The 20,520-nt window shown below is 35.9% G+C and carries 16 protein-coding genes and 1 riboswitch; of the genes, 13 read left to right on the top strand and 3 right to left on the bottom strand.

What is annotated here, in order from left to right; genetic code table 11:
• Positions 1–226: 226 nt before the first annotated feature.
• From ACTNDN_RS07345 to ACTNDN_RS07310, 8 genes are all read left to right on the top strand, one after another.
• Positions 227–2,467 (top strand): GAP1-N2 domain-containing protein, encoded by a 2,241-nt coding sequence (locus ACTNDN_RS07345; protein ID WP_109767410.1) that lies wholly within the window; start codon positions 227–229, stop codon positions 2,465–2,467.
• A gap of 152 nt (positions 2,468–2,619) precedes the next feature.
• Positions 2,620–4,053 carry an NAD-dependent succinate-semialdehyde dehydrogenase gene (locus tag ACTNDN_RS07340; protein ID WP_109767411.1) on the top strand — a complete coding sequence of 478 codons (1,434 nt, stop codon included), beginning with the start codon at positions 2,620–2,622 and terminating at the stop codon, positions 4,051–4,053.
• Positions 4,054–4,296: 243 nt separating this feature from the next.
• On the top strand, positions 4,297–4,683 hold the full coding sequence (locus ACTNDN_RS07335) for a Na-translocating system protein MpsC family protein (protein WP_152910832.1): 387 nt from the start codon (positions 4,297–4,299) through the stop codon (positions 4,681–4,683).
• A gap of 139 nt (positions 4,684–4,822) precedes the next feature.
• On the top strand, positions 4,823–5,593 hold the full coding sequence (locus ACTNDN_RS07330; protein WP_109767437.1) for an ABC transporter ATP-binding protein: 771 nt from the start codon (positions 4,823–4,825) through the stop codon (positions 5,591–5,593).
• Positions 5,594–5,617: 24 nt separating this feature from the next.
• On the top strand, positions 5,618–6,478 hold the full coding sequence (locus ACTNDN_RS07325; RefSeq protein WP_441131014.1) for an ABC transporter permease: 861 nt from the start codon (positions 5,618–5,620) through the stop codon (positions 6,476–6,478).
• 56 nt (positions 6,479–6,534) lie between these two features.
• Positions 6,535–7,569: an ABC transporter substrate-binding protein gene (locus ACTNDN_RS07320; RefSeq protein WP_349205346.1), complete on the top strand. Its 1,035-nt coding sequence runs from the start codon at positions 6,535–6,537 to the stop codon at positions 7,567–7,569.
• 65 nt (positions 7,570–7,634) lie between these two features.
• A complete protein-coding gene (locus ACTNDN_RS07315) occupies positions 7,635–8,255 on the top strand; it encodes a cysteine hydrolase family protein (protein ID WP_035416839.1) in 621 nt (206 codons plus the stop codon).
• A gap of 121 nt (positions 8,256–8,376) precedes the next feature.
• A complete protein-coding gene (locus ACTNDN_RS07310) occupies positions 8,377–9,846 on the top strand; it encodes an MFS transporter (RefSeq protein WP_441131013.1) in 1,470 nt (489 codons plus the stop codon).
• Between the two features lie 185 nt (positions 9,847–10,031).
• Here the strand turns inward: ACTNDN_RS07310 and ACTNDN_RS07305 are convergent, their stop codons facing one another.
• Positions 10,032–11,720 (bottom strand): methyl-accepting chemotaxis protein, encoded by a 1,689-nt coding sequence (locus ACTNDN_RS07305; RefSeq protein WP_031540396.1) that lies wholly within the window; start codon positions 11,718–11,720, stop codon positions 10,032–10,034.
• A gap of 259 nt (positions 11,721–11,979) precedes the next feature.
• Here ACTNDN_RS07305 and ACTNDN_RS07300 point away from each other — a divergent pair, with 259 nt between their 5' ends.
• The 4 genes from ACTNDN_RS07300 (at position 11,980) to ACTNDN_RS07285 (ending at position 15,159) form a co-directional block, all read left to right on the top strand.
• The gene (locus tag ACTNDN_RS07300; protein WP_031540395.1) at positions 11,980–12,486 is read left to right on the top strand and encodes a cupin domain-containing protein; all 507 of its coding nucleotides are present in this window, start codon (positions 11,980–11,982) and stop codon (positions 12,484–12,486) included.
• A gap of 169 nt (positions 12,487–12,655) precedes the next feature.
• Positions 12,656–14,392, top strand: coding sequence for a phospho-sugar mutase (locus tag ACTNDN_RS07295; protein ID WP_441131012.1), 1,737 nt, complete (start codon positions 12,656–12,658; stop codon positions 14,390–14,392).
• A gap of 264 nt (positions 14,393–14,656) precedes the next feature.
• Complete coding sequence (locus tag ACTNDN_RS07290) at positions 14,657–14,998, top strand: single-stranded DNA-binding protein (protein WP_031540392.1); 342 nt, start codon at positions 14,657–14,659, stop codon at positions 14,996–14,998.
• An 11-nt stretch (positions 14,999–15,009) separates the two neighbouring features.
• Positions 15,010–15,159, top strand: a complete 150-nt coding sequence (locus tag ACTNDN_RS07285; protein WP_204375772.1) for a hypothetical protein — start codon at positions 15,010–15,012, stop codon at positions 15,157–15,159.
• A 279-nt stretch (positions 15,160–15,438) separates the two neighbouring features.
• On the opposite strand, the gene ACTNDN_RS07280 is transcribed toward ACTNDN_RS07285, so the two are convergent.
• On the bottom strand, positions 15,439–15,582 hold the full coding sequence (locus ACTNDN_RS07280; protein ID WP_109767414.1) for an anti-repressor SinI family protein: 144 nt from the start codon (positions 15,580–15,582) through the stop codon (positions 15,439–15,441).
• 26 nt (positions 15,583–15,608) lie between these two features.
• Positions 15,609–15,695, bottom strand: a riboswitch (cyclic di-GMP riboswitch).
• A gap of 255 nt (positions 15,696–15,950) precedes the next feature.
• Here ACTNDN_RS07280 and ACTNDN_RS07275 point away from each other — a divergent pair.
• Positions 15,951–16,703 carry a WecB/TagA/CpsF family glycosyltransferase gene (locus ACTNDN_RS07275; RefSeq protein WP_441131011.1) on the top strand — a complete coding sequence of 251 codons (753 nt, stop codon included), beginning with the start codon at positions 15,951–15,953 and terminating at the stop codon, positions 16,701–16,703.
• Positions 16,704–16,736: 33 nt separating this feature from the next.
• Here ACTNDN_RS07275 and ACTNDN_RS07270 read toward each other — a convergent pair whose 3' ends face one another.
• Positions 16,737–20,345: an alpha-amylase family glycosyl hydrolase gene (locus tag ACTNDN_RS07270; protein ID WP_251627631.1), complete on the bottom strand. Its 3,609-nt coding sequence runs from the start codon at positions 20,343–20,345 to the stop codon at positions 16,737–16,739.
• Positions 20,346–20,520 lie beyond the last annotated feature (175 nt).

The following is a 20,520-nucleotide window of genomic DNA, read 5'->3' as shown; positions in this document are numbered from 1 at the left end:
AAAACGGCATGCCTGTATAATACAGGTATTAGCTGTTTTTTTATTTATCCATATTCATGGAATAATTACTCTCCTCATTAGGAGAAACAAATGTTTTTTTAGGAAAACGGACCATTAGAAGCGATAAGTATGCTGCTTTTTATTTACTATTAATGTAGCGTTTTTATATATGTTTTTGATAAATTTGCAGTAAATTCCTATTAAAGAGAAGAAAGGGGAGAGGATAATGGGAAAAAGCCTGATACAGCAGCAAATAGTAACGAAGGATAGTAAAGGTTTTTTTCTTTCCAGTGAGGGTGCTGATACAATAGTCATTTCGCCAAACGTTGATGAAAGCTTCGTGAAAAAATATCTTAATCCCATTAGTACCTATCATATGCCGAGTGAATTAAAGAAAAGCGGTGATAAAGAAATAGACGCCTATCCGCCGCTATTTACCATGATTCAGCCTGAGTCAGGTGAATTCGTTATAGGAAAATCTAATTTTGCACCTGCAGAAAGCTCGAAGCAAAAGAATCGTCTTTTTGTACATAATTATATTATTCCGGCAAATAGAAAAGAAGAATGGATCCTTCAGCCTTCCCAAATTTTTCATATTGATCAATTTTATGGTTTGGAAGATATGGAAAATCTAAAGGGGGAACTAGAAGAAATCGACCATATACCTTATAAAAACGAAAATATATATGCTAAAAAGCAAGAACTGTTTCATGTTTTACAGTTGGATGAAAAGAAATATAAGGAGCTGCTGTGTGCGTGTATTACTGCAGTTGCTGAAAAGAAAAGAGTCTATATATCGTTTCAGGCTCCACCTAACATGCAACATAAATATGCCATGTGGCTATTGGAGTTACTATTTCTATATATGCCCTATGAAACAAGAAAACTGTTTGGAGCAACCACATTTCATAATGAACCGGAGATTATCGAAAATATCCATGTTATGTTTGTAGAACAAGGATCGATTCGTCTACGAAACAGAGCGGTGGAAAATCAATTTACATTTGATTTAAGTCAGCATAAAAGCAGTGGATTAACCTTTAAGGAAGAAGAACATGATTATCTCCATTTCGCTTATGAAGCACTTCAGACTGCCACGGAGCTTGACGAGTTTTTCATATACTGTGAGCGGGCCTTACAAGGATTAGATCAGCAAAAGAAACTAACTATTCAAACATATGATGATTTATTTCTGCTGTTTTATATGGAGAAGCTAGATTACTATTTTTATGAAAAGGATAAAGTAGGCACTTTACAAATGCTGTTAGCTTTTCTTCAAAAAAATCATCGAGAAAAAGTGGAATTGGTAAATATTTTCACACACTTGCTTCAAAGAGAAGAAAGAATGAAGGATGCTTCCATTGTACAGGATTATTTGAGATTCGTTTTGGAAATTCAAAAGGCAGTAGAACATGTAAATGTTGTTGACTTTATAGTGAAAAGCCTTGCTTACTATGAAGGAGAAGCTATCTGTCAATCGCTATGGAGGATTTTAGAAAAATACCCAGACATTTATCAGCAAGTTTTATCTTATATGAGTGATATTTTTTCTTACGCTGAGATGATGGAAGATTACCTAAAGGATAAATTTAGCTTTCAACATTCTTTAGCAGATGTATTGATTAATATAAAGAGCTTATTAAATGTTAATTCCTCTTTTGAACATAATGCAATTTTCTTAAAATTAACGAAAAATAGACTAGTGTATGAAGTCAAAAAAAGTAGTCATCCTATTTCTGTCGTTTTTGAAGTAATTACATACTTTGAACGATCCATTCCATTTCAAACATATAAACGAATGGCTCTGCCAGATGTAAAGGCACAGCTTTTGGGGCAATTACAGCTAGAAAAAGTGAATCTAGTAGATGTGAAAAATTTTGGGGAAATATTTTTACTAGATAAAGAGGAACATAGCTTTGAAATTAAAGGCTGGGAGAAGGAGAAATTTGAGGTGTTAGAGCTGCTGTATACCTACTTCTATCTTCCTATTGAACAAACACAGCATGTATTTCGGATGGCGAGTACACCAATCGAGGCGAAAGCAAGTGATTTGGCACAGGAGATTATCAAAGACAATGGCCTTTTTAAACCATATGAACGTTTCCTCCTTTTGTTCCCAGGCGGAATGGAAGGGGTGGAATTTCGCCAAGTATTTTCGAATATAGCCATCTATGGATCAGAAGATGAAATGCTTGATTATATAGAATGGTCTCTGAAAAAATATGGGACAAGTCCAAGATTTAGCCATGCTTTAAAGGACTATTTAATAACAGATCGAAACTCCATATGGAAGAAAAAAGACATGAAAAAAGAATTAACAAGTATCCGGTCACAATCATTGAAGAAGTTATTAAAAGAGGTGCGTGAGCAAACGGCAAATCCAGGAGTAAGGTTTTTTCGAAAATATGGTGTACTATTAATCGTACTTGTCATTTTGGGAGTCGTTGGTTATTTTTATGTGAATTAATCGAAAAAAAGGAGTATCTTTTAAAAAAGGATGCTTCTTTTTTATAGAGTCTATTCCATTAATAGAGTAATTTTAGGAATGGAGTTTCATCAAGTGGAATTATCCAAAATGTTTGTTATGATAAAAAAAACAGACGAGAAAGGAGAATAGAAATGCAATATATTAATGGAGAATGGTGTCAGGCAACCACAGGAAAAACCTATCCAGTCTATAATCCAGCTACCGGTGAAGTTATTGAACAGATAGCAAGAGGTGGAAAGGAAGAGGGGAATTTAGCAATCGATGCAGCAAAGAATGCTTTGCCTTCATGGTCAAAGAAAACAGCTAAAGAACGCGCTTTTTATCTGAAAACAGTATCGGAAAAGTTAAGGGAGAGAATAGATCATCTCGCAACCATTATTACTACGGAAATGGGGAAACCAATAGCAGAAGCGAAGGGAGAAGTGAACTTAGCTGCTGATTATTTGGAATGGTATGCTGAAGAAGGAAAACGAATCTATGGGGATACAATTCCTTCCAGTTCTGAAACAAAGCGAATCATTGTGCTAAGACAGCCAGTTGGCGTCGTTGCTGCCATTACGCCATGGAATTTTCCAATTGCCATGCTTGCTCGAAAAATAGCGCCGGCTCTTGCTGCTGGATGTACAGTTGTCTTAAAGCCTGCTGAATCTACGCCTTTAACAGCAATTGAGGTAATGAAGATATTTCATGAAGTAGGACTGCCAAAAGGTGTGTTAAATTTAGTCCACGGGGAAGCAGCTCCAATTGGCGAGGCGATGATGGAAAGACAAGAAGTAAGAAAAATAACCTTTACAGGATCCACTAAGGTTGGAAAAGAACTTGCAGCAAAAGCTGCAGCTACCATGAAAAAGATATCAATGGAGTTAGGGGGACATGCTCCTTTTATCATTTTTGAAGATGCCGATTTAGAAAAAGCAGCAGAAGGAGTTATTGCAAGTAAGTTTCGTAATGCTGGCCAGACGTGTATATGCACAAATCGTATTTATGTCCAGAGAACTATTGCAGAGCGTTTCTCCGAAATATTGGTAACGAAAATGGACAAATTAGTAGTTGGGAATGGTCTACAGCCAGAAGTAACAATTGGACCACTAATTAATGAAGCTGCAGTAGCTAAAACAGAGGACCATATTTCTGATTCTGTTAAAAAAGGCGCAAAAGTAGTATATGGGGGAAAGAAACCTACAGGGGAAGTCTATAAAAAAGGACATTTCTATGAACCGACCATTTTATTACATGCTACCCATGAAATGAAAATCGCAACAGAAGAAACATTCGGACCAGTCGCGCCAATTTTTGAATTTGATACAGAAGAAGAAGCGTTACATCTTGCCAATGATACGTCGTATGGATTAGCGGCTTATTTTTATACAAAAGATGTATCTCGTGTCTTTAGAATGTCTGAAAAACTAGAATACGGAATAATTGGCATTAATGATCCGGTACCAACAACGGCACAAGCCCCATTTGGAGGAGTAAAGGAATCAGGAGTAGGTCGTGAAGGTGGAAGATATGGTTTAGAGGACTATTTAGAGTATAAATTTCTTTCCTTAGAATTAGAGCTTTGATTTGTTTGATAGGGGGAAAATTCATTATTCAGGCTATGCAAACAAACTAGATGAAACAGCCTCTATAAAAAAATAGAGTAAGAAATTCTGACAAAAAGGAAGAAAGTTGTACAATGATATGATATTATCCAATAAACAGAATATTCACTATTTTAATAAGTGGATAGATTACGTTTTGCTTGTATGGTGTGAGCATTCGGTCGACAAAGGAATCGCTCATTCATTCTGCTATATCTATTGGGGGTGATAATCATTTTAGTTGATCAACTACCAAGAACACTAGGAGAATTGAAGCAAAGCATCATGAGGGAAAACAATCTTGTGAATCAATTGATTTTCAAAGTTGGTCTTACCGAACAGCAGATTAGTTTAATGGATAATAAAATTATTATTATTGCTAAGCATAAACGTATTCCTGTACTAGAAATAATAGAAAGTTCAAGTGATAACCTTGCGGAGATCATTGATCGTCTATTAATTGATAAATACAAGGAACTGCTTTTGCGTAATTTAGAAGAAAAACTGCACTTTAATGTGCAGCTAATATTAAAGGACTATGATTCCATGAGAGAAATTAGTGGAACAATTATTTTGTTGGAAAACAAAATTGAATCCTATTTGGCTGGTTAAATGAACTCTATTTAAGAGAGCAGGAAAACCGTCAGAATTAGACTGAGCGATTACGCTCGGTAAATTCTGGCGGTTTTTTTATTTGGAAAAAGCAAGTGTATATATAATGGCAATTCAAAGGAAAGAAGGGAGTTTCACTATGTATAAACTAGAGGTTCGCCAAACGAATAAAATTTTTAAAAAAGAAGGGAAAGAGGTTGTTGCCTTAAAGGATGCCAATTTAAAAATCGAAGAAGGAAAATTTATCAGTTTAATTGGTCCGAGTGGCTGTGGAAAATCGACGTTATTTAATATAATTGCAGGGCTTATTAAGCCAACGACAGGTGAAGTGCTTCTCGATGGCAAGAATATCGTCGGAAAAAATGGAAATGTAGGCTATATGCTTCAAAAAGATTTGCTACTACCTTGGAGAAGTATTTTGCAAAATGTGATATTAGGACTGGAAATCAAGGGAGTTACCAAGAAAGAGGCGATCGAAAGAGCAATGCCCCTTCTGCAAAAATATGGCTTAGGTGGGTTTGAACATCATTATCCAGATGAATTATCTGGCGGCATGAGACAAAGAGCAGCATTATTGCGAACCCTTTTATACGATCAAGATATCATTTTGCTTGACGAACCTTTTGGTGCCTTAGATGCACAGACTCGGTTGCTGATGCAAACATGGCTTCTTAATATTTGGACTGATTTTAAGAAAACGATTCTTTTTGTAACCCATGACATAGATGAAGCGATTTATTTGTCAGATGAGATTTATGTTCTATCTCCGAGACCTGGACGGATTAAGGAAAAGGTAGATGTACATTTATCAAGACCACGAAATGAACAAACGTTATTACAACCAGCATTTATTGATTTAAAACAGCATTTATTTGCTTTATTAAAGCAAGAAGTAGTCTTAGAAAAATAAATTTACATAAAGGAGGAGTTAGACATGCGTGACAATCCAGAGCAAATCATATTGCCGCATAAGGTGAAAGTGAAAGAGATAGACTCATCCATTCTTATTGAGGATGAAGAGCTAAAGGAAAGAAGAAGGAAACGGATTACGCTTATTGGGCAGCTCTTAATCGGTATTTTTGGCTTTGTTCTTTGGGAGTTGTTTGCAAAGTGGAAAATCATTGATGCTTATTACTGGAGCAGCCCATCGATCATATGGGAAACAGGCCTTATTGCTTTTACGGAAGGGACTTTATGGAGCGACCTCCTATATACATCAGGAGCAACGATACTAGGGTTTCTATTAGGGACTTTTTTTGGGGCATTACTTGGATTATCCTTCTGGTGGTCCTACTTTTATTCCAGAATAGCGGAGCCTTATTTAATTGCTTTTAACGCCATTCCGAAATTAGCATTGGCTCCGGTATTAGTCATTCTTTTTGGAATTGGTTTTAGTTCAAAGGTTGTTTTGGCATTTATGATGACGGTTATTGTCACAGCCATTGCGGCACATAGTGGAGTGAAGAGTGTTGATTCTGATTTAGAAAAAATGCTTTTTTCTTTAGGAGCCAAAAAACATCATATTTTTGCGAAAGTCGTTATCCCGTCTGCGATGCCATGGATTGTCAGTAGTTTGAAAATTAATATTGCATTAGCGTTAGCAGGTACAATCGTAGGCGAATTTATTAGTTCTAGACAAGGAATTGGTCGAATGATTTTGTATGCGGGACAGATTATGAATATTAATTTAGTTTGGGTAGGGGTTGTTGTTTTATCCATTCTATCTGTACTGATGTATGTTGGCACCGTATGGGTAGAAAAACGTTTATTAAGAGGACGAAGAATAAGAGGGTAACGATTTTAGGATTAATTAAGGATATAAAAAGTATGCATAGAGGGGGAGAAAAGGAAATGAAAAAAAGTATTTTCTTTAAAGCTGGAATTTATTTGTTGCTTCTTTTAATGATTTTAAGTGGATGTTCCTCATCAGAAGGTACAAGTGGAGAAGAAAAGTCTGAAAGTGGAACAAAAAAGCTTGTTATTGCAGAACCAGTTCACTTAATTGGCTATTTACCATTATATGCGGCGATTCGAGAAGGCTTTTTTGAAGAAGAGGGGCTGGAGGTGGAAGTCATTACAGCAACAGGAGGAGCACATGTTACTTCAGTAGTAAGTGGGGATGCGTGGGGAAATATCGGTGGTCCAGAATCAAATCAGATGGCAAACACAGGTAACTCTGACCCGATTGTTTCTGTAGTAAATGTCGTAAACCGAGCGAATGTCTACCTAATGGCGGATACAGAACAAACAATAACAGATACTAGTAAGGAGAGCCTTGCTGAATATTTAAAAGGTAAAACCATTGCGGCTGGGCGATTTGGTGGAAGTCCCAACCTACTAACTCGCTGGTTATTAATGGATGTAGGATTAGATCCTGAAAAAGATGTCAAACTAGAAGAACCAGCAGATGCTAGTGCTGTCGTCTCTTTAGTGGAATCCGGTCAAGCTGACATCGCAAATGGAGCAGAACCACAAATTACAGAAGGAATAAATAAAGATGTCTGGGCCGAACCATTTTACAGCTTTGCAAGTCTTGGAGATTATCCATATTCTGTTTTAAGTGTCAAAAAATCAACTATAGAAGAAGATCCAGAGACGGTAAATAGCTTTGTAAGTGCTGTTATGAAAGGATTAAAGTTGATTGATGAGGATCATGAATTGGCACTGGAGATCTTAAAACAGGAGTTTCCTTCTACTTCAGAAGATAGCTTACAGGCTTCACTTGATCGAGCTTATGCAGATAGCCTTTGGAGTAAAGATGGATTTATAACGGAAGAAGCGCTTGCGAAACCAATGGAAGTTGTAGAAAAAACAGGCGTTTACACAAATGGCTATAGTTACGATGAGTTAATTGACATGCAGTTTGTAGAGGCACTTTCCAAATAAACGAAAATTGCTTAAAAATACGGTAAAAAGAGTAGAAGTGAATTTGACTTGAAAGGATGAAACAGATGAAGTTGGAATGGAATCCACAACATAGTGCTTTACTAATTGTTGATGTTCAGAATGATTATTGTCATAAAGAAGGATGTTTGGCTAAACAGGATTTGGACGTTTCCATGGTCGAAGAAATGATGCCTAATCTAAAAAATATGATTGCAACTATGAAAGAGGAAAATGTTCCTATTATATATATCCAGACGATCCATGAGAATAGTACGGATTCGGAAACGTGGATTAAACGATTAAAAGGAAAGAATCAAACAAACTTATGTAGAAAGGATACGTGGGGAGCGGAGTTTTATCAATTAGAACCAGATAATGATGATGTTATTGTGATAAAACATCGATACAGTGCATTTATTAATACAAGATTGGATTCCGTACTTAGAGCCTTGAAAATCGAGACACTTTTAATGGCAGGGGTTAGTACAAATATTTGTGTGGAATCAACAGCAAGAGATGGCTTCATGCTTGATTATGATGTTATTTTCTTATCTGACTGTACAGCAGCCTTCTCAAGAGAGGCACACAATATGACATTGCAAACCATCAATCAGTTTTTTGGTACAGTTGTTACTAGTAATGAAGTTATCCAATCTATTCATGCTATACCTGTTGGAAGTGAATGAATTCATTCGAGATTTTGATTACTTTAGTAGTAGTAAAATGTATATAGGAGAGAATGATTCTCTCCTAATATACTCACAATTAAAAATATGCAGATGTTCAACACCACAAAGGATGATTCAAATGACTAAAAACAAGATAAGCTATTTGGAGGTAAGGAATGAGCCAAAAGCAGAGGATAAAAAGTATCAATCGATACTTTTATTGTTATCTGTATGTACAGGCGCTTTTTTATCTCATTTTTCTGCAGGCTTTGTCAATATTGCTTTAACCGATATATCGATTGATTTTTCTGCAAAGCTATCTATCACACAATGGATTGTCAATGGCTATCTTCTATCCATCATGCTATTTTTACCGCTAATGGGTAAATTAGCTGATCAATTTGGAAAAAAACGTATACATAATATGGGCTATCTTATTTTTGCCGTAGGGGCATGTGGTTCTGCGTTATCATCAAGTATCCCCATTTTAATTATTGCGAGAGTTATCCAAGGTGGTGGTGCTGCCATGTTACAGGCCGTTAGTATGGCAATTGTAACAGATGCCTATCCTGAAAAACATCGGGGAAAGGCACTTGGCATTATTAGTACTTCTGTTGGAATAGGTGCTTTATTAGGTCCTTCCGTTGGTGGGTTCTTTATCGAAGCATTTTCTTGGCATATGTTATTTTGGACCGTTGTGCCAATAAGCATCGGAGCCTATTTTTTGGCACAAAAATTTGTGCCGAGGGATAAGAGCTTTCAGAACTCCAGTTTTGATTATAAGGGGAGCATCTATTTTGGGATAGGGATTGTTTCGTTTGTTTTTGTACTTAACTCAATAGGGGAGGGTGTTTATAAGGTATATTTATTAGGAATAGCATGTGTTAGTGTTGCATGTTTTCTTTTCTTTTTTTTCCATAGCAGGAAGGAAGAGCATCCCTTTATACAGCCCTCCATTTTTTCTTCCCCAATCGTTAAAGCAGGTGGGTTGATTTTAATGGCGAGCTATTGTGCAGCGTTTGCTTCTACTGTCATTATGCCGTTTTATTTACGAGGCGTATTAGGATTCTCAGCAGATCAATCAGGACTTTTATTAATGTGTTATCCATTATTTCTTGCAGTACTCGGTCCAATAAGTGGATCATTATCAGACCGATTTGGCGGGGGAAAGGTAGTAGTAATTGGTTTAGGACTATTATGTATGACCATGCTTGGGCTTAGTTTTTTAACACCAGGAACATCTTTAGCAACATTAATTATTTTGTTTAGTTTATTAGGTTTTTCAATGGGGATTTTAACCTCACCGAATTACAGCATTATGATGCTATATGTTCCCCTGCAATATTTGGGAATGATGAGCAGTACGATTGCTTTGCTTCGTAATATCGGAATGGTTATCGGAACAGCACTTGCGATTACCTTTATGAATACATGGCTAGATGGCACGATAACAGATTGGATGAATGATACAAAGCGCTCAGAATTCGAGGCAGTAATGCTAGGTTTCCATTATTTATTTCTACTTTTGTTTATCCTTTTAGTGTTGATTGGTATTTACTTTCTTTATTCTATTTTGCGAGGTAAAGATGATGAAAGAGGTTTTTCTTAAAAAATTATGTGGATTCTTGTGAATTTTGCTTTAATTTTTAATTATATTAGCCAACCTTATGAATATATCAGCCAAAAGCAAGGGGAAGTCAGCCAAAATAAAGTTATATCAGCCAAACCAATTCCATTTAGTTCCCCAAAAAAGGAGTATGGAACAGATTGTCCTATACTCCTTTCACCTCATATTTAGATTTCTTCTTTATGATTAAACTGTGATACAATATCCATTAATTCATCGGCCATACTAGATAAAGATTCTGCAGATGCTTTAATTTCTTCCATGGATGCGAGTTGCTCCTCTGTAGAAGCGGCAACCTCTTCTGTACCACTCCCATTTTCTTTAGAAAGAATGGCAATCTCGTTAGCAACCTCCACCACATCTTCAATTTGTGTCGTAATCTTGGCAACTGTTAGGGCAACTTCTTCTATTTCTGGAGCTACTTTTTGCGTATTTGATACAATGATGGAGAAAGATTCAACGGTATTGGTTGATATGCTTACTCCTGTCTTCGCTTTATCCAATGTCTCATTCAACATGGTGACTGCTTCAGATGTATCCTGCTGAATTCCATGTAAGGACTGTGAAATATCTTGTGCAGAAGCTTGTGACTGCTCCGCTAATTTACGAACCTCATCAGCAACAACTGCGAATCCTTTCCCATTTTCCCCTGCTCTAGCAGCTTCAATGGCAGCATTTAATGCTAATAGATTTGTTTGGTCAGCAATATTGCTTATTAATTCAATCATTTTTCCAATTTCATTTGATCGATCAGCCAAGGCGGCAATAATCGAATTGGAACGTTGAACAGAGTCATAGATGAACTCCATTTGATTCAAATTATCATGAACTTGTTTCGTTCCTTTTTCTGCATTTGTAAAAGCAGCTTGTGATAGTGCAGATACATGCAAGGAACTTTCCTTAATTGCCTCCACTCCGTCAAGAATCGAATCTAGGGCGAGCTTGTTATCAGAGATTTTAGCAATGGTATGCTCATTGCTCTCAGCAATAGACTGTATAGAGGACGCGACTGTAGCAGATGCATTACTCGATTGTTCTGCACTTGCAGTTAATTGTTCTGCGGATGCTGCCACAAGAGTAGAGCTATCTGTCATATTGGAAATCATGAGCGATAAATTATCTTTCATTTGCTCAAAAGCCTCGTTTAAATAGTAAATTTCATCTTTTGCTTTAATAGAGAATTTATCTGTATGTAAGTTCCCTTTAGCAACTTTCTGCATATTTGTTTTCAAACTTTGAATCGGCTTCGTAATAAGAGAAGCGTGTAGGAAACCAATAGCTAAAGAAATAGCAGTAACGAAAACACTAACTATCATAACAAATAACATTTTTTGTTTAGAGTGTGTTTGAGCACTTTCAATTTCTGGATTCAAGACATCATTTGTCAGCAAAATATTTAAGGTCTCAGCCTGTTGTGATAAGTTATCAGATAGTGTAGTAACCTCATCTAAAGCAGTTTGAGAAGGAGTAATGCTATTCATCAGTGCGTTAGCCTTATGTGTAAGTTCTTTATTTAAAGTCTTTAATTCATTTAATCGTTTTTCTATTTCTGCATTGGTAGAGATTTTAATCCCATTGTCTACAAAAGTATCAATATTACTGCTTGCTCCATTTACTCTGTTTTTGTAATCAGAGGTTCCATAGACAAAATAACCTCTTACGTTTGCAATTTGTCTAGATGCATTTGTGTTGATTTTTTCTGAGATAGAGCGTAATTCTGTAACTGTTTCGATTAAATAATCATATTTTTCTACAGTTTCCTTTGTACTTCTATAAGAATAATAGGACAGAATCATAAATAAAATAGAAACAATCAGAAAACTTGCTAATAATTTCTGCTTAATGGATGTTCTCATGTTATTCTCCTTTCTTTTATAACACGCATAAGATGAAATGGACTTATTAAGCTTTTCAAAAGAATCTAGCAACTTAATGTACATCGCTTTATATCGACGAAAATCCTCTAATTTTTAGTAGAAAAAAAGAAGTCGGAATAAAAAGAAAAGCGGTAATAATTCAATAGAATCATTGGATTTTAGTGTTGCTAACTAAAGGAATGATTTAGGAAAAAGAGGGGTATACAGTAGTATCAATAGATAGAGAGGTGTACATCCAATGGCTAATCCAGATATTACAATGTATTATTTCGAACAAAATAGATATATACCAAATCACCCTTATTTGCCTGCTTTACATTATAAAAGGGCAATGGAGAATAAGGAGGAAAATATAGAAAAAGTTTTTCATTTAAATAATTGGAAAAATAGTTGGACGAATGGAGTTTTTCCATACCATCATTATCATAGCAATGCACATGAAGTACTTGGTATTAAAAAAGGATCTGCTTTATTACAAATAGGTGGGGAAGGTGGATCAAAGCTTATTGTAAAGCATGGAGATATTTTATTGCTTCCAGCTGGAACAGGTCATAAAAAATTATCTGCTTCACCAGACTTTGAAGTGGTTGGGGCATATCCTAATGGAGTAGAGTATAATCTCAAAAAAGACGTGGAGGAGGACTTGGAAGGGGTACAGGAGGAAATCGAAAATGCCGTGTTCCCTGTTGCAGATCCTGTTTATGGGGAAAGTGGTCCTCTTGCAAAAATGTGGAGAAAAAAATAATTTTTTGAAGATAATCTTTATGGAACCCTTATCACTGTAGGTATTAAGGACTACTCAGAGATATTGGTTCCATAAAAGCGCTTTTTAAAAAATCTTTACTTATATACATATTTTAGGTAATGTAAAGATATATCGTCACATTAATTTTAAAGGTGGGAGAACAGCGACAATGGTTTATAAAGAAATCGTAGAAAAGTGGACAAGTTTTGCAGGATTAGAAGCTAACTTAAAGGCGCAACTAACAGAATTACAAACATCTGATAAGTTGCTGGAGGACAGTTTTTATAAGCATTTGGAATTTGGTACTGGCGGTATGCGTGGAGAATTAGGGCCTGGTATTAACCGAATGAATATTTATACTGTTCGTAAAGCAGCAGAAGGATTAGGGAAATACATAGTAGAACAAGGAGAAGAAGCGATGAAACGCGGAGTAGCTGTGGCGTATGATTCCCGTCATCAATCTCCAGAATTTGCTTTAGAGGTTGCGAAAGTAGTAGGGAAGCTTGGAGTTAAATCCTATGTATTTGAAGAACTTCGTCCAACACCAGCATTATCTTTTGCTGTACGCTATCTAAATACATTTGCTGGAGTAGTGATTACCGCTAGTCACAATCCTCCTGAGTATAATGGATTTAAGGCATACGGAGAAGACGGTGGACAACTTCCTCCTGAGGCTGCAGATATCATTATTAAATATGTAAATGAAGTAGAAGACGAGCTTACAATAGATGTTTTAGAAGAAAAAGAGCTATTAGATAAAGGACTATTGACATATATTGGTGCAGATGTAGATGCTGCCTATGTAGAACAATTAAAGACAATTCAATTAAATCGTTTGCCAGAAGCAAAGGATTTAAAAATAGTTTATACGCCATTACATGGTACAGGAAACAAGCCAGTTCGTGCAGGATTAGAAGCATTCGGATTTGAAAATGTAACGATTGTAAAAGAACAGGAATTACCTGATGCTAACTTCTCAACTGTAAAATCGCCAAATCCAGAAGAGCATGCCGCTTTTGAAATTGCGATTCGTTATGGCAAAGAAATCGATGCGGATATTCTTCTAGCAACAGATCCAGATGCAGACAGATTAGGAGTTGCGGTTAAAGATTTAAGTGGAGAATACACGGTTCTAACAGGAAACCAATTAGGTGCATTAATGCTTGAATATCTACTATCAGAGAAGAAAGCGAAAGGCATTCTTCCTGATAATGGTGTTGTAATCAAAACGATTGTAACATCTGAAATTGGGCGCACTGTTGCCAAAGCTTATGGAATTCCTACAATTGATACATTAACTGGATTTAAATTTATTGGTGAAAAAATTAAGGAATTCGAACAAACACATGAGCATACATTCCTTTTTGGATATGAAGAAAGCTATGGCTATTTAATTGGTGATTTTGTTCGTGATAAGGATGCTGTTCAATCTGCTATTTTTGCTGCAGAAGTTGCTGCATACTATAAAGCAAAAGGCTTAACACTTTACGAAGGTTTACTAGAAATCTTTGAAAAGTACGGCTACTATCAAGAAGGATTAGAGTCCTTAACATTGAAAGGGAAAGATGGAGCAGAACAAATTGCTTATATTATGGACACTTTCCGTAAAGCTCCAATCAAAGAAGTTAATGGCTTAAATGTTGTTGCAGTAGAAGATTATTTAACAAGTCAACGTCAAGAAGGCTTAACAGAAACATTGATTGATTTACCAAAGTCCAATGTAATCAAATATTATCTAGAAGACGGTTCATGGTTCTGCTTACGTCCATCAGGAACAGAGCCGAAAGCTAAGTTCTACTTTAGTGTAAATAGTTCTTCTTTAGAAGAAAGCACAAGTAAGCTGAGCGCATTGAAGGCAGGAGTTATGGAACAAGTGAACACTGTAATCGCTGGATATTATAAGTAAAACTAATTGAGTATAACTAAATAGAACTATCAATCTCTTCTACCGATGCTTTATATGCATCGGAAGAAGAGATTTTTTTAGTTTTTTTTAAAAATGCAAAAATTAAAGTTTAAAGCTATTTTATGTTTAAAAATGCAAAAATGGCCTAGGCGAAAATTCGATGTTTTATGGCGAAATAGTGACAAAACTTGAAATTTCGACATTTGGCAATCTTCTTCCTTAATAGTATGATTTAACTAATTTATAATAGAGAGGAGGGAAAAGATGATTAATCAGGTTACTTTAGTAGGAAGGCTAACGAAGGATCCAGAGCTAAGAGTTACACAAGAAGGAACGTCTATAGTGAATGTTACTGTCGCAGTAAATAGAAACTATAAAAATCAAGCTGGCGATTACGATGCCGACTTTGTCCTATGTACTTTGTGGAATAAAGTGGCAGAAAATACAGCACAGTATTGTAATAAAGGTTCACTGGTTGGTATTACTGGCAGGATCCATACGAGGAATTACGAAAACCAGGATCGAAAAAAGGTCTATGTGACAGAAGTAATTGCCGAATCTGTTCGTTTCTTGGATCCGAAAAAAGTGGAACATACCATTCCGTAAAGGAGGTAAGGATGGTGAATAATGCACCAGATTTAATGGTTACATTAATTAAAATGCAAGCAAAGACAAATGAAAAATTAGAACAATGTAATAGAAGAATAAAGCAATTAGAACATATTATTCACATGGAAAACATCTCGCGTACTTCCCCAACATCTTAAGACTTTCACCCTATACACTACTCACACCCATTATCTTTCCGTTTCAAAATTCATTTGAAACAATCAATCTTTTAATAGAAAAAATCAATAAACTCCCCCAAGAAATCCTTCTTTTTTGAAAGTGCCTAATGAGGCGCTTTTTTTTGTGAATTATTGAACAATATTATTGTATGTAAAGGCGGCATGAAAGGTACATTGGCTTATGCTTTTGCAAAAAAAATAACCTTAAAAATAATTAAGGCTAAAACGTTATCATTATTGAATATTCTGATATTGTGTTCAATTGCTATCTTCTAATATTGTTAATAGGGCACGTACTTCTTCTTGGGTGAAGCCTTGCTTTTTTGCCTCCATTATGAGTGTTATCCATTCACTGTCCAAATTACTTTTCGTCAAAACATCTGTGGGAAACAAATTAATCATGATAATTAACCTCCTTATAGAGAATATAAGGTGACCCAGCCATCATAGTAAAAATCTACCTTAGACCTGAAGCTTTGCGTCCCACCCTTTCAGATGGTTTGCCTTTATCTGATAATTGTACAAGTAAAATTTTATCACTATTGTGCTAATGTTAACAACCTTTTCATATACAATCTTTCGACATATTTCAACATATGCATAGTGAATATTTCTGTTTAATAGAAGGGTTGTTGAAAAAATAGAATGCAAGCCTTTTTTCCTTTAGAAATGTTACGAGTAAACCATCACTAGCCTTAATTGTTTCTAGGAGACAATTTTTATATAATAGAAAGGGGCTTTTTAAAAATTTTCTCATTAGGGGATACAAAATGGATAAGAAATGGCTAGGAAATTTAAAAGTAGATGTTTTAGGCTCAAAAGAAGCTATTACATATATAAAAGAAAAACTGGAGAAAAAAATTGCATCAGATATTTTTTTTCTAAATGACCATGGATATAATATTGCACAAAAGGATTCGGAATATCGCGATATGTTAAATAATGCAGATTTATTGTTAAATGATGGAATCGGTATCGAAATGGGTGCTAAGCTTTTTGGCTTTTCTTTTAAGGAAAATTTAAACGGTACAGATTTTATCCCTGCATTATTTGAATCATTAAATGAAGAGAAGAGTAACCAATATCGAGTGTTTCTTTTAGGCGCTAAGCCTGGCATTGCACAAAAAGCTCAAGAGCGGTTGCAGGAAACTTATAAGAATATTTTATTTGTAGGCAATCAGGATGGATATTTTCCGAAAGAAAATACCGATCGGATCATCCATCAGATTAATGAGAGTAAGGCAGATATTCTTTTAGTAGGTTTTGGAATGCCGCTACAAGAACAGTGGATTAAGGAACATCGATCAAAGCTTGAGAGCACGATTACAATGGCTGTAGGTGCTTTTATCGACTTTTCTTCCGGTGAAGTTACAAGAGCTCCTAAAATTTTTCGCGACCTTCGTCTCGAATGGCTATATCGAATGGGAAAAGAGCCGAGAAGATTATGGAAACGAAATTTCGTGGGGCATTTCGCTTTTTTCTATTCTATTTATAAGCAAAGAAAGACAGAGAAAAATACCTGATAAGGAAAACTCCTTGTCAGGTATTTTTCTCTGTTAATTAGCTGTTCGCTTTTTCCTTTTTTGTACTAGAAATACAATTGCCCCAATTAGCAGGAGACTTAACCCAATTAAAAGAAGGTTATAAGTACCTGTAGCAGTATTAGGAAGTGATTCTCCTTTTCCTTTGTTTGGATTACTTGATGATTCTGTGACTTGCTTTGAATCCTCCGAGCCTGGTGTTTTAACATCGTTACCACCAGAAGCAGGCGGTGGTGTTTCCGAATCTGTTTCTCCAGAAGTAGGTGGTGTTTCTGGTTTAGTAGGCTGAGTTGGCTCTTTTTCATCAGCATCGACTAATAGAATAGTTCCACCGTCTTCTCTAGAAGGAAGGCTTATCGTAATTTTATTTTCACTAATAGGATATGTCTTTCCAGAATATAAATCTACTGCTTCCTTAGCAAATGGAACTTCAAAAGTTACTTCATTTGCTGTTTCTTTCGTATTTAATCCCACAAAAACTTGCTGATTGGAGTATTCACGTTTAAATACAGAATAACCTTCTTCATCACTCCCCGTTACTTGAGCACGAGTTCCTTTTGAAAATACGCTAGAGTATTCTTTTCTAGCATTTAATAGTTTTGTATAGTGTGCTAGGACATCATTGTTTTGTGTTAAATTCCAATCAATACTATAACGGTTATCATAGTAAGGGTAATTATTTGCTCCTGACAGTCCAAGCTCTTCTCCATAGTAAATGACAGGTTGACCTTTGGAAGTAATTTGGAGAGCTGCTGCAAGTTTAAGCTTTCCTATGTCACCATCAACAGATTCTAAAAATCCATCTTCATCATGACTACCTAAAAATTGGCCTAATGTTCCTGTATTTGAAAGCTTATTATTTCTTTCCTCTAATGCAAGTTGGACACGCTCTATATCGCCATTTGCAAAATCACGTGCTAAATATTTGAAATCGAAATCTAATAAGGAATCCATCATGCCACTATTTAAATAGCCTTGATCGTCATTTACCTGTGCTCCCCATGCTTCTCCAATTAATTTAAAGCTTGGCATAATTTTTGATAATTCATTTTTGAAGCTCATCCAGGTTGTATTTTCAACGTGCTTGACTGTATCGACACGGAAGTAATCGATCGTGTTGCCTTTCGCTGTTTTTGATTTTTCAATCCAGCTAGTTTGCCAATCTACAATTTGTTTCCGTACTTCTGGCTTCTCGGTTAAGAAATCAGGTAGTCCAGATAGTTCCCCTTGTACAGTATCTGTGCCACCATCACGGAACATTCCAGCAAAACGATTTCGATCTTCCGATGTAGGGAAGTTGGCGATTTTTCCATCATTTACTGCATCACTTGCTTTTAAACCATAGCCGGCATGGTTTACGACAACATCAACCATAATTTTTATCCCACGATCATGGGCTGCATCAATTAGCTCATGAAAATCTTCCATTGATCCAAAATGAGGATTTAACTTTTCAAAATTACTAGCCCAATATCCATGGTACGCATAATAAGGGGTTTCTGGCTCTTCATTGCGAACATCGTACTGGATATTTTCTACTATAGGATTAATCCATATTGTATTGATTCCAAGGTTTTCGAGGTAATCTAACTTTTTCGTTATGCCCTTAATGTCTCCACCATGATAGGTTCCAGATTTACTCGTATCATAGCCAATACCGTACGGATCATTGTTGGATGTATCTCCATCAAAGAATCGATCGGTAAGCATAAAGTATATTCTTGCCTCATCCCAGTCAAAATCATCTTTTCCTACTGAATGTCTTGCTTTAATGGTGATTTCTGCTTTTTCTGTATGAGTGTTGCCATACTGATCGATAATATATACTGGAATTTCTTTTGGTCCAGTAGTTGTATTTTGGTCAATAGCAATGGTTAGTTCCTTTAATTGTGGATCAATCGCTACTTTTTCTTTTCCACCAATTGTTCGTAAATCAGCATAAACTTCTCTAATAGCTGTATTCTTGTTTGTTTTCCAATCAACCGCTAGTACTGCATTGTCGTTATAAGTAGCTTCTTTTGGATGGATATTTGCAAGTATATTTAAATCTGCTTTTTCATAAGCGAGAAGGGACTTTCCATCGACTGTATTGTAAGGATCAGTAACCTCTGTTTCTATCCCATCAATTGTGACAAAGAATGAATAAGGATGCGTTCCTTCTGGAATATTTTCTATCGTATAGGAAAAACGTTCATTCTTTGTTTCATTCGCCATCTTATAACGTTTTCCATTGTATTGAAGTTCTACTTGCTCGATTTTGTCCATTTCATTTTTAGCAAATAAATCTTTGTCTCTGTAGTAGAATGTGGCATTTCCGTTTTCCAAAACAGGACCAGTAACTTCAGGGACAATATAAAGATCCTCTTGACCACTAGTTACATAAACCTTCGTTATTAAATCTGTTTTATTTAGAGAAATGTAACGGTCTCCATTACCTTCTTTAATAGCAGTATCCCAATTCTCACCCTTTCGTAAAATAAATCCAACGTTTTGCGTTTCTTCACTTACATTAATCGTTGCAGTCGCCATGCCATGGAGATTTTGATCAAAATCGATTTGATCATCTTTTACACCAGTTCCCCAAACCCATATATGCCAATCCTTGTAATCTGAATCAGGTCGATCATACATAAATTGGATATGTCGCCGTTCATAATTGCCTCCCTTTAACTTATCAATGGCTTTAATAGCTTCTTCTTTCGAGTAAAAAACAGTTTCTAATCCTTCAATTACCCATGCTTCAGTATCTTGTTTGCCATCAGCAACAACAATTGTATTTTGCGCATCTTGTGCTTCCCAGTTTCCTTTGCGGGGGATAATGGTTATCTCGTTTTCTGGAAAAGAATAAGTTCCACTTATAAACGTATAATCATTTGTAACATTCTTCGTAAAAGGAAAGCCATTATCAGGTACGCCACTGTTAAAAATCCATAAATCCCATTTCGTATAGTCTTCATCGAAACGGTAATAGTTTATATTGTACGTATACATGCTTCCAACAATCTCGATTTTCTTTTCTGCTTTTTCCCCATCTTTTTCAGCAAGAAGGGTAAAGGATTCATTTGCTTTTGCATTGTCATGCACTTTTAGTAGTCCATCAACAAGCTCGATACCTTCAACTTTGTCTTTCAGTGACCAAGTTAGCTGCGTTTCCTTTTGCACACTGCCATCTTTGTTTACTAGTGTTGCTTCTAATGGATAGGCTTTATTTTTTTCAACTTTTACAGGAATTAAATCAAGATTTAAGCCGGGAACAACGAAGGTACTGTTTCCATTTTCTATCTTTTCATTGGCTGGATCTGTTATCCATTCATTGTCCACGATAAACTTATATTGATAGACACCTGCTGCGAGATTCGGAACGGTAAGCGACCATCGATTATCAGCATCCTGTTCCATTGATAATGCTCCATTTTGCCAATCCGTAAAGCTTCCTGCCACTTTAACTTCCTTTGCAGCTGCATTATCATAGAAAAACTGCACGGACTTATCAGCAGTAAGGATAGGGGAATCTAGTAAACTATCTGCTTGTGCTTTTTTACTTGGAAGATAGCCTCCAAAGCTGCTGAAAATAAGAAGAAAAATTAAACATAGTGCGAGATAAGGATGTTTTTTTGTTTTCAAAAAACATTCTCCTTTCCATTTTTTTATGAGAAACAGAATGACTTCTGTTGCTACCTATGTATTGCTTCCAAGAAAACGATTGCGCTAAGAAAATAAAGGTATTTATCGAGAAAGTGAAGTCATGATGAAAAGGTTTGTGAAAACGTTTGCGCAAAATAGCAAAAAAAGAAGATGG

The sequence above is a fragment of the Niallia sp. HCP3S3_B10 genome (assembly GCF_052064465.1).
Classification (GTDB): domain Bacteria; phylum Bacillota; class Bacilli; order Bacillales; family Cytobacillaceae; genus Niallia; species Niallia hominis.
Note: the sequence above shows the minus strand (reverse complement) of the source record. Positions and strands in the feature narration are given on the sequence as shown.

Excerpts from the sequence above, each read along its gene's own strand:
- ACTNDN_RS07345 (WP_109767410.1), top strand. The coding sequence starts at position 227 with ATGGGAAAAAGCCTGATACAGCAGCAAATAGTAACGAAGGATAGTAAA.
- ACTNDN_RS07340 (WP_109767411.1), top strand. The coding sequence starts at position 2,620 with ATGCAATATATTAATGGAGAATGGTGTCAGGCAACCACAGGAAAAACC.
- ACTNDN_RS07330 (WP_109767437.1), top strand. The coding sequence starts at position 4,823 with ATGTATAAACTAGAGGTTCGCCAAACGAATAAAATTTTTAAAAAAGAA.
- ACTNDN_RS07325 (WP_441131014.1), top strand. The coding sequence starts at position 5,618 with ATGCGTGACAATCCAGAGCAAATCATATTGCCGCATAAGGTGAAAGTG.
- ACTNDN_RS07320 (WP_349205346.1), top strand. The coding sequence starts at position 6,535 with ATGAAAAAAAGTATTTTCTTTAAAGCTGGAATTTATTTGTTGCTTCTT.
- ACTNDN_RS07315 (WP_035416839.1), top strand. The coding sequence starts at position 7,635 with ATGAAGTTGGAATGGAATCCACAACATAGTGCTTTACTAATTGTTGAT.
- ACTNDN_RS07310 (WP_441131013.1), top strand. The coding sequence starts at position 8,377 with ATGACTAAAAACAAGATAAGCTATTTGGAGGTAAGGAATGAGCCAAAA.
- ACTNDN_RS07305 (WP_031540396.1), bottom strand. The coding sequence starts at position 11,720 with ATGAGAACATCCATTAAGCAGAAATTATTAGCAAGTTTTCTGATTGTT.
- ACTNDN_RS07300 (WP_031540395.1), top strand. The coding sequence starts at position 11,980 with ATGGCTAATCCAGATATTACAATGTATTATTTCGAACAAAATAGATAT.
- ACTNDN_RS07295 (WP_441131012.1), top strand. The coding sequence starts at position 12,656 with ATGGTTTATAAAGAAATCGTAGAAAAGTGGACAAGTTTTGCAGGATTA.
- ACTNDN_RS07290 (WP_031540392.1), top strand. The coding sequence starts at position 14,657 with ATGATTAATCAGGTTACTTTAGTAGGAAGGCTAACGAAGGATCCAGAG.
- ACTNDN_RS07285 (WP_204375772.1), top strand. The coding sequence starts at position 15,010 with ATGGTGAATAATGCACCAGATTTAATGGTTACATTAATTAAAATGCAA.
- ACTNDN_RS07280 (WP_109767414.1), bottom strand. The coding sequence starts at position 15,582 with ATGATTAATTTGTTTCCCACAGATGTTTTGACGAAAAGTAATTTGGAC.
- ACTNDN_RS07275 (WP_441131011.1), top strand. The coding sequence starts at position 15,951 with ATGGATAAGAAATGGCTAGGAAATTTAAAAGTAGATGTTTTAGGCTCA.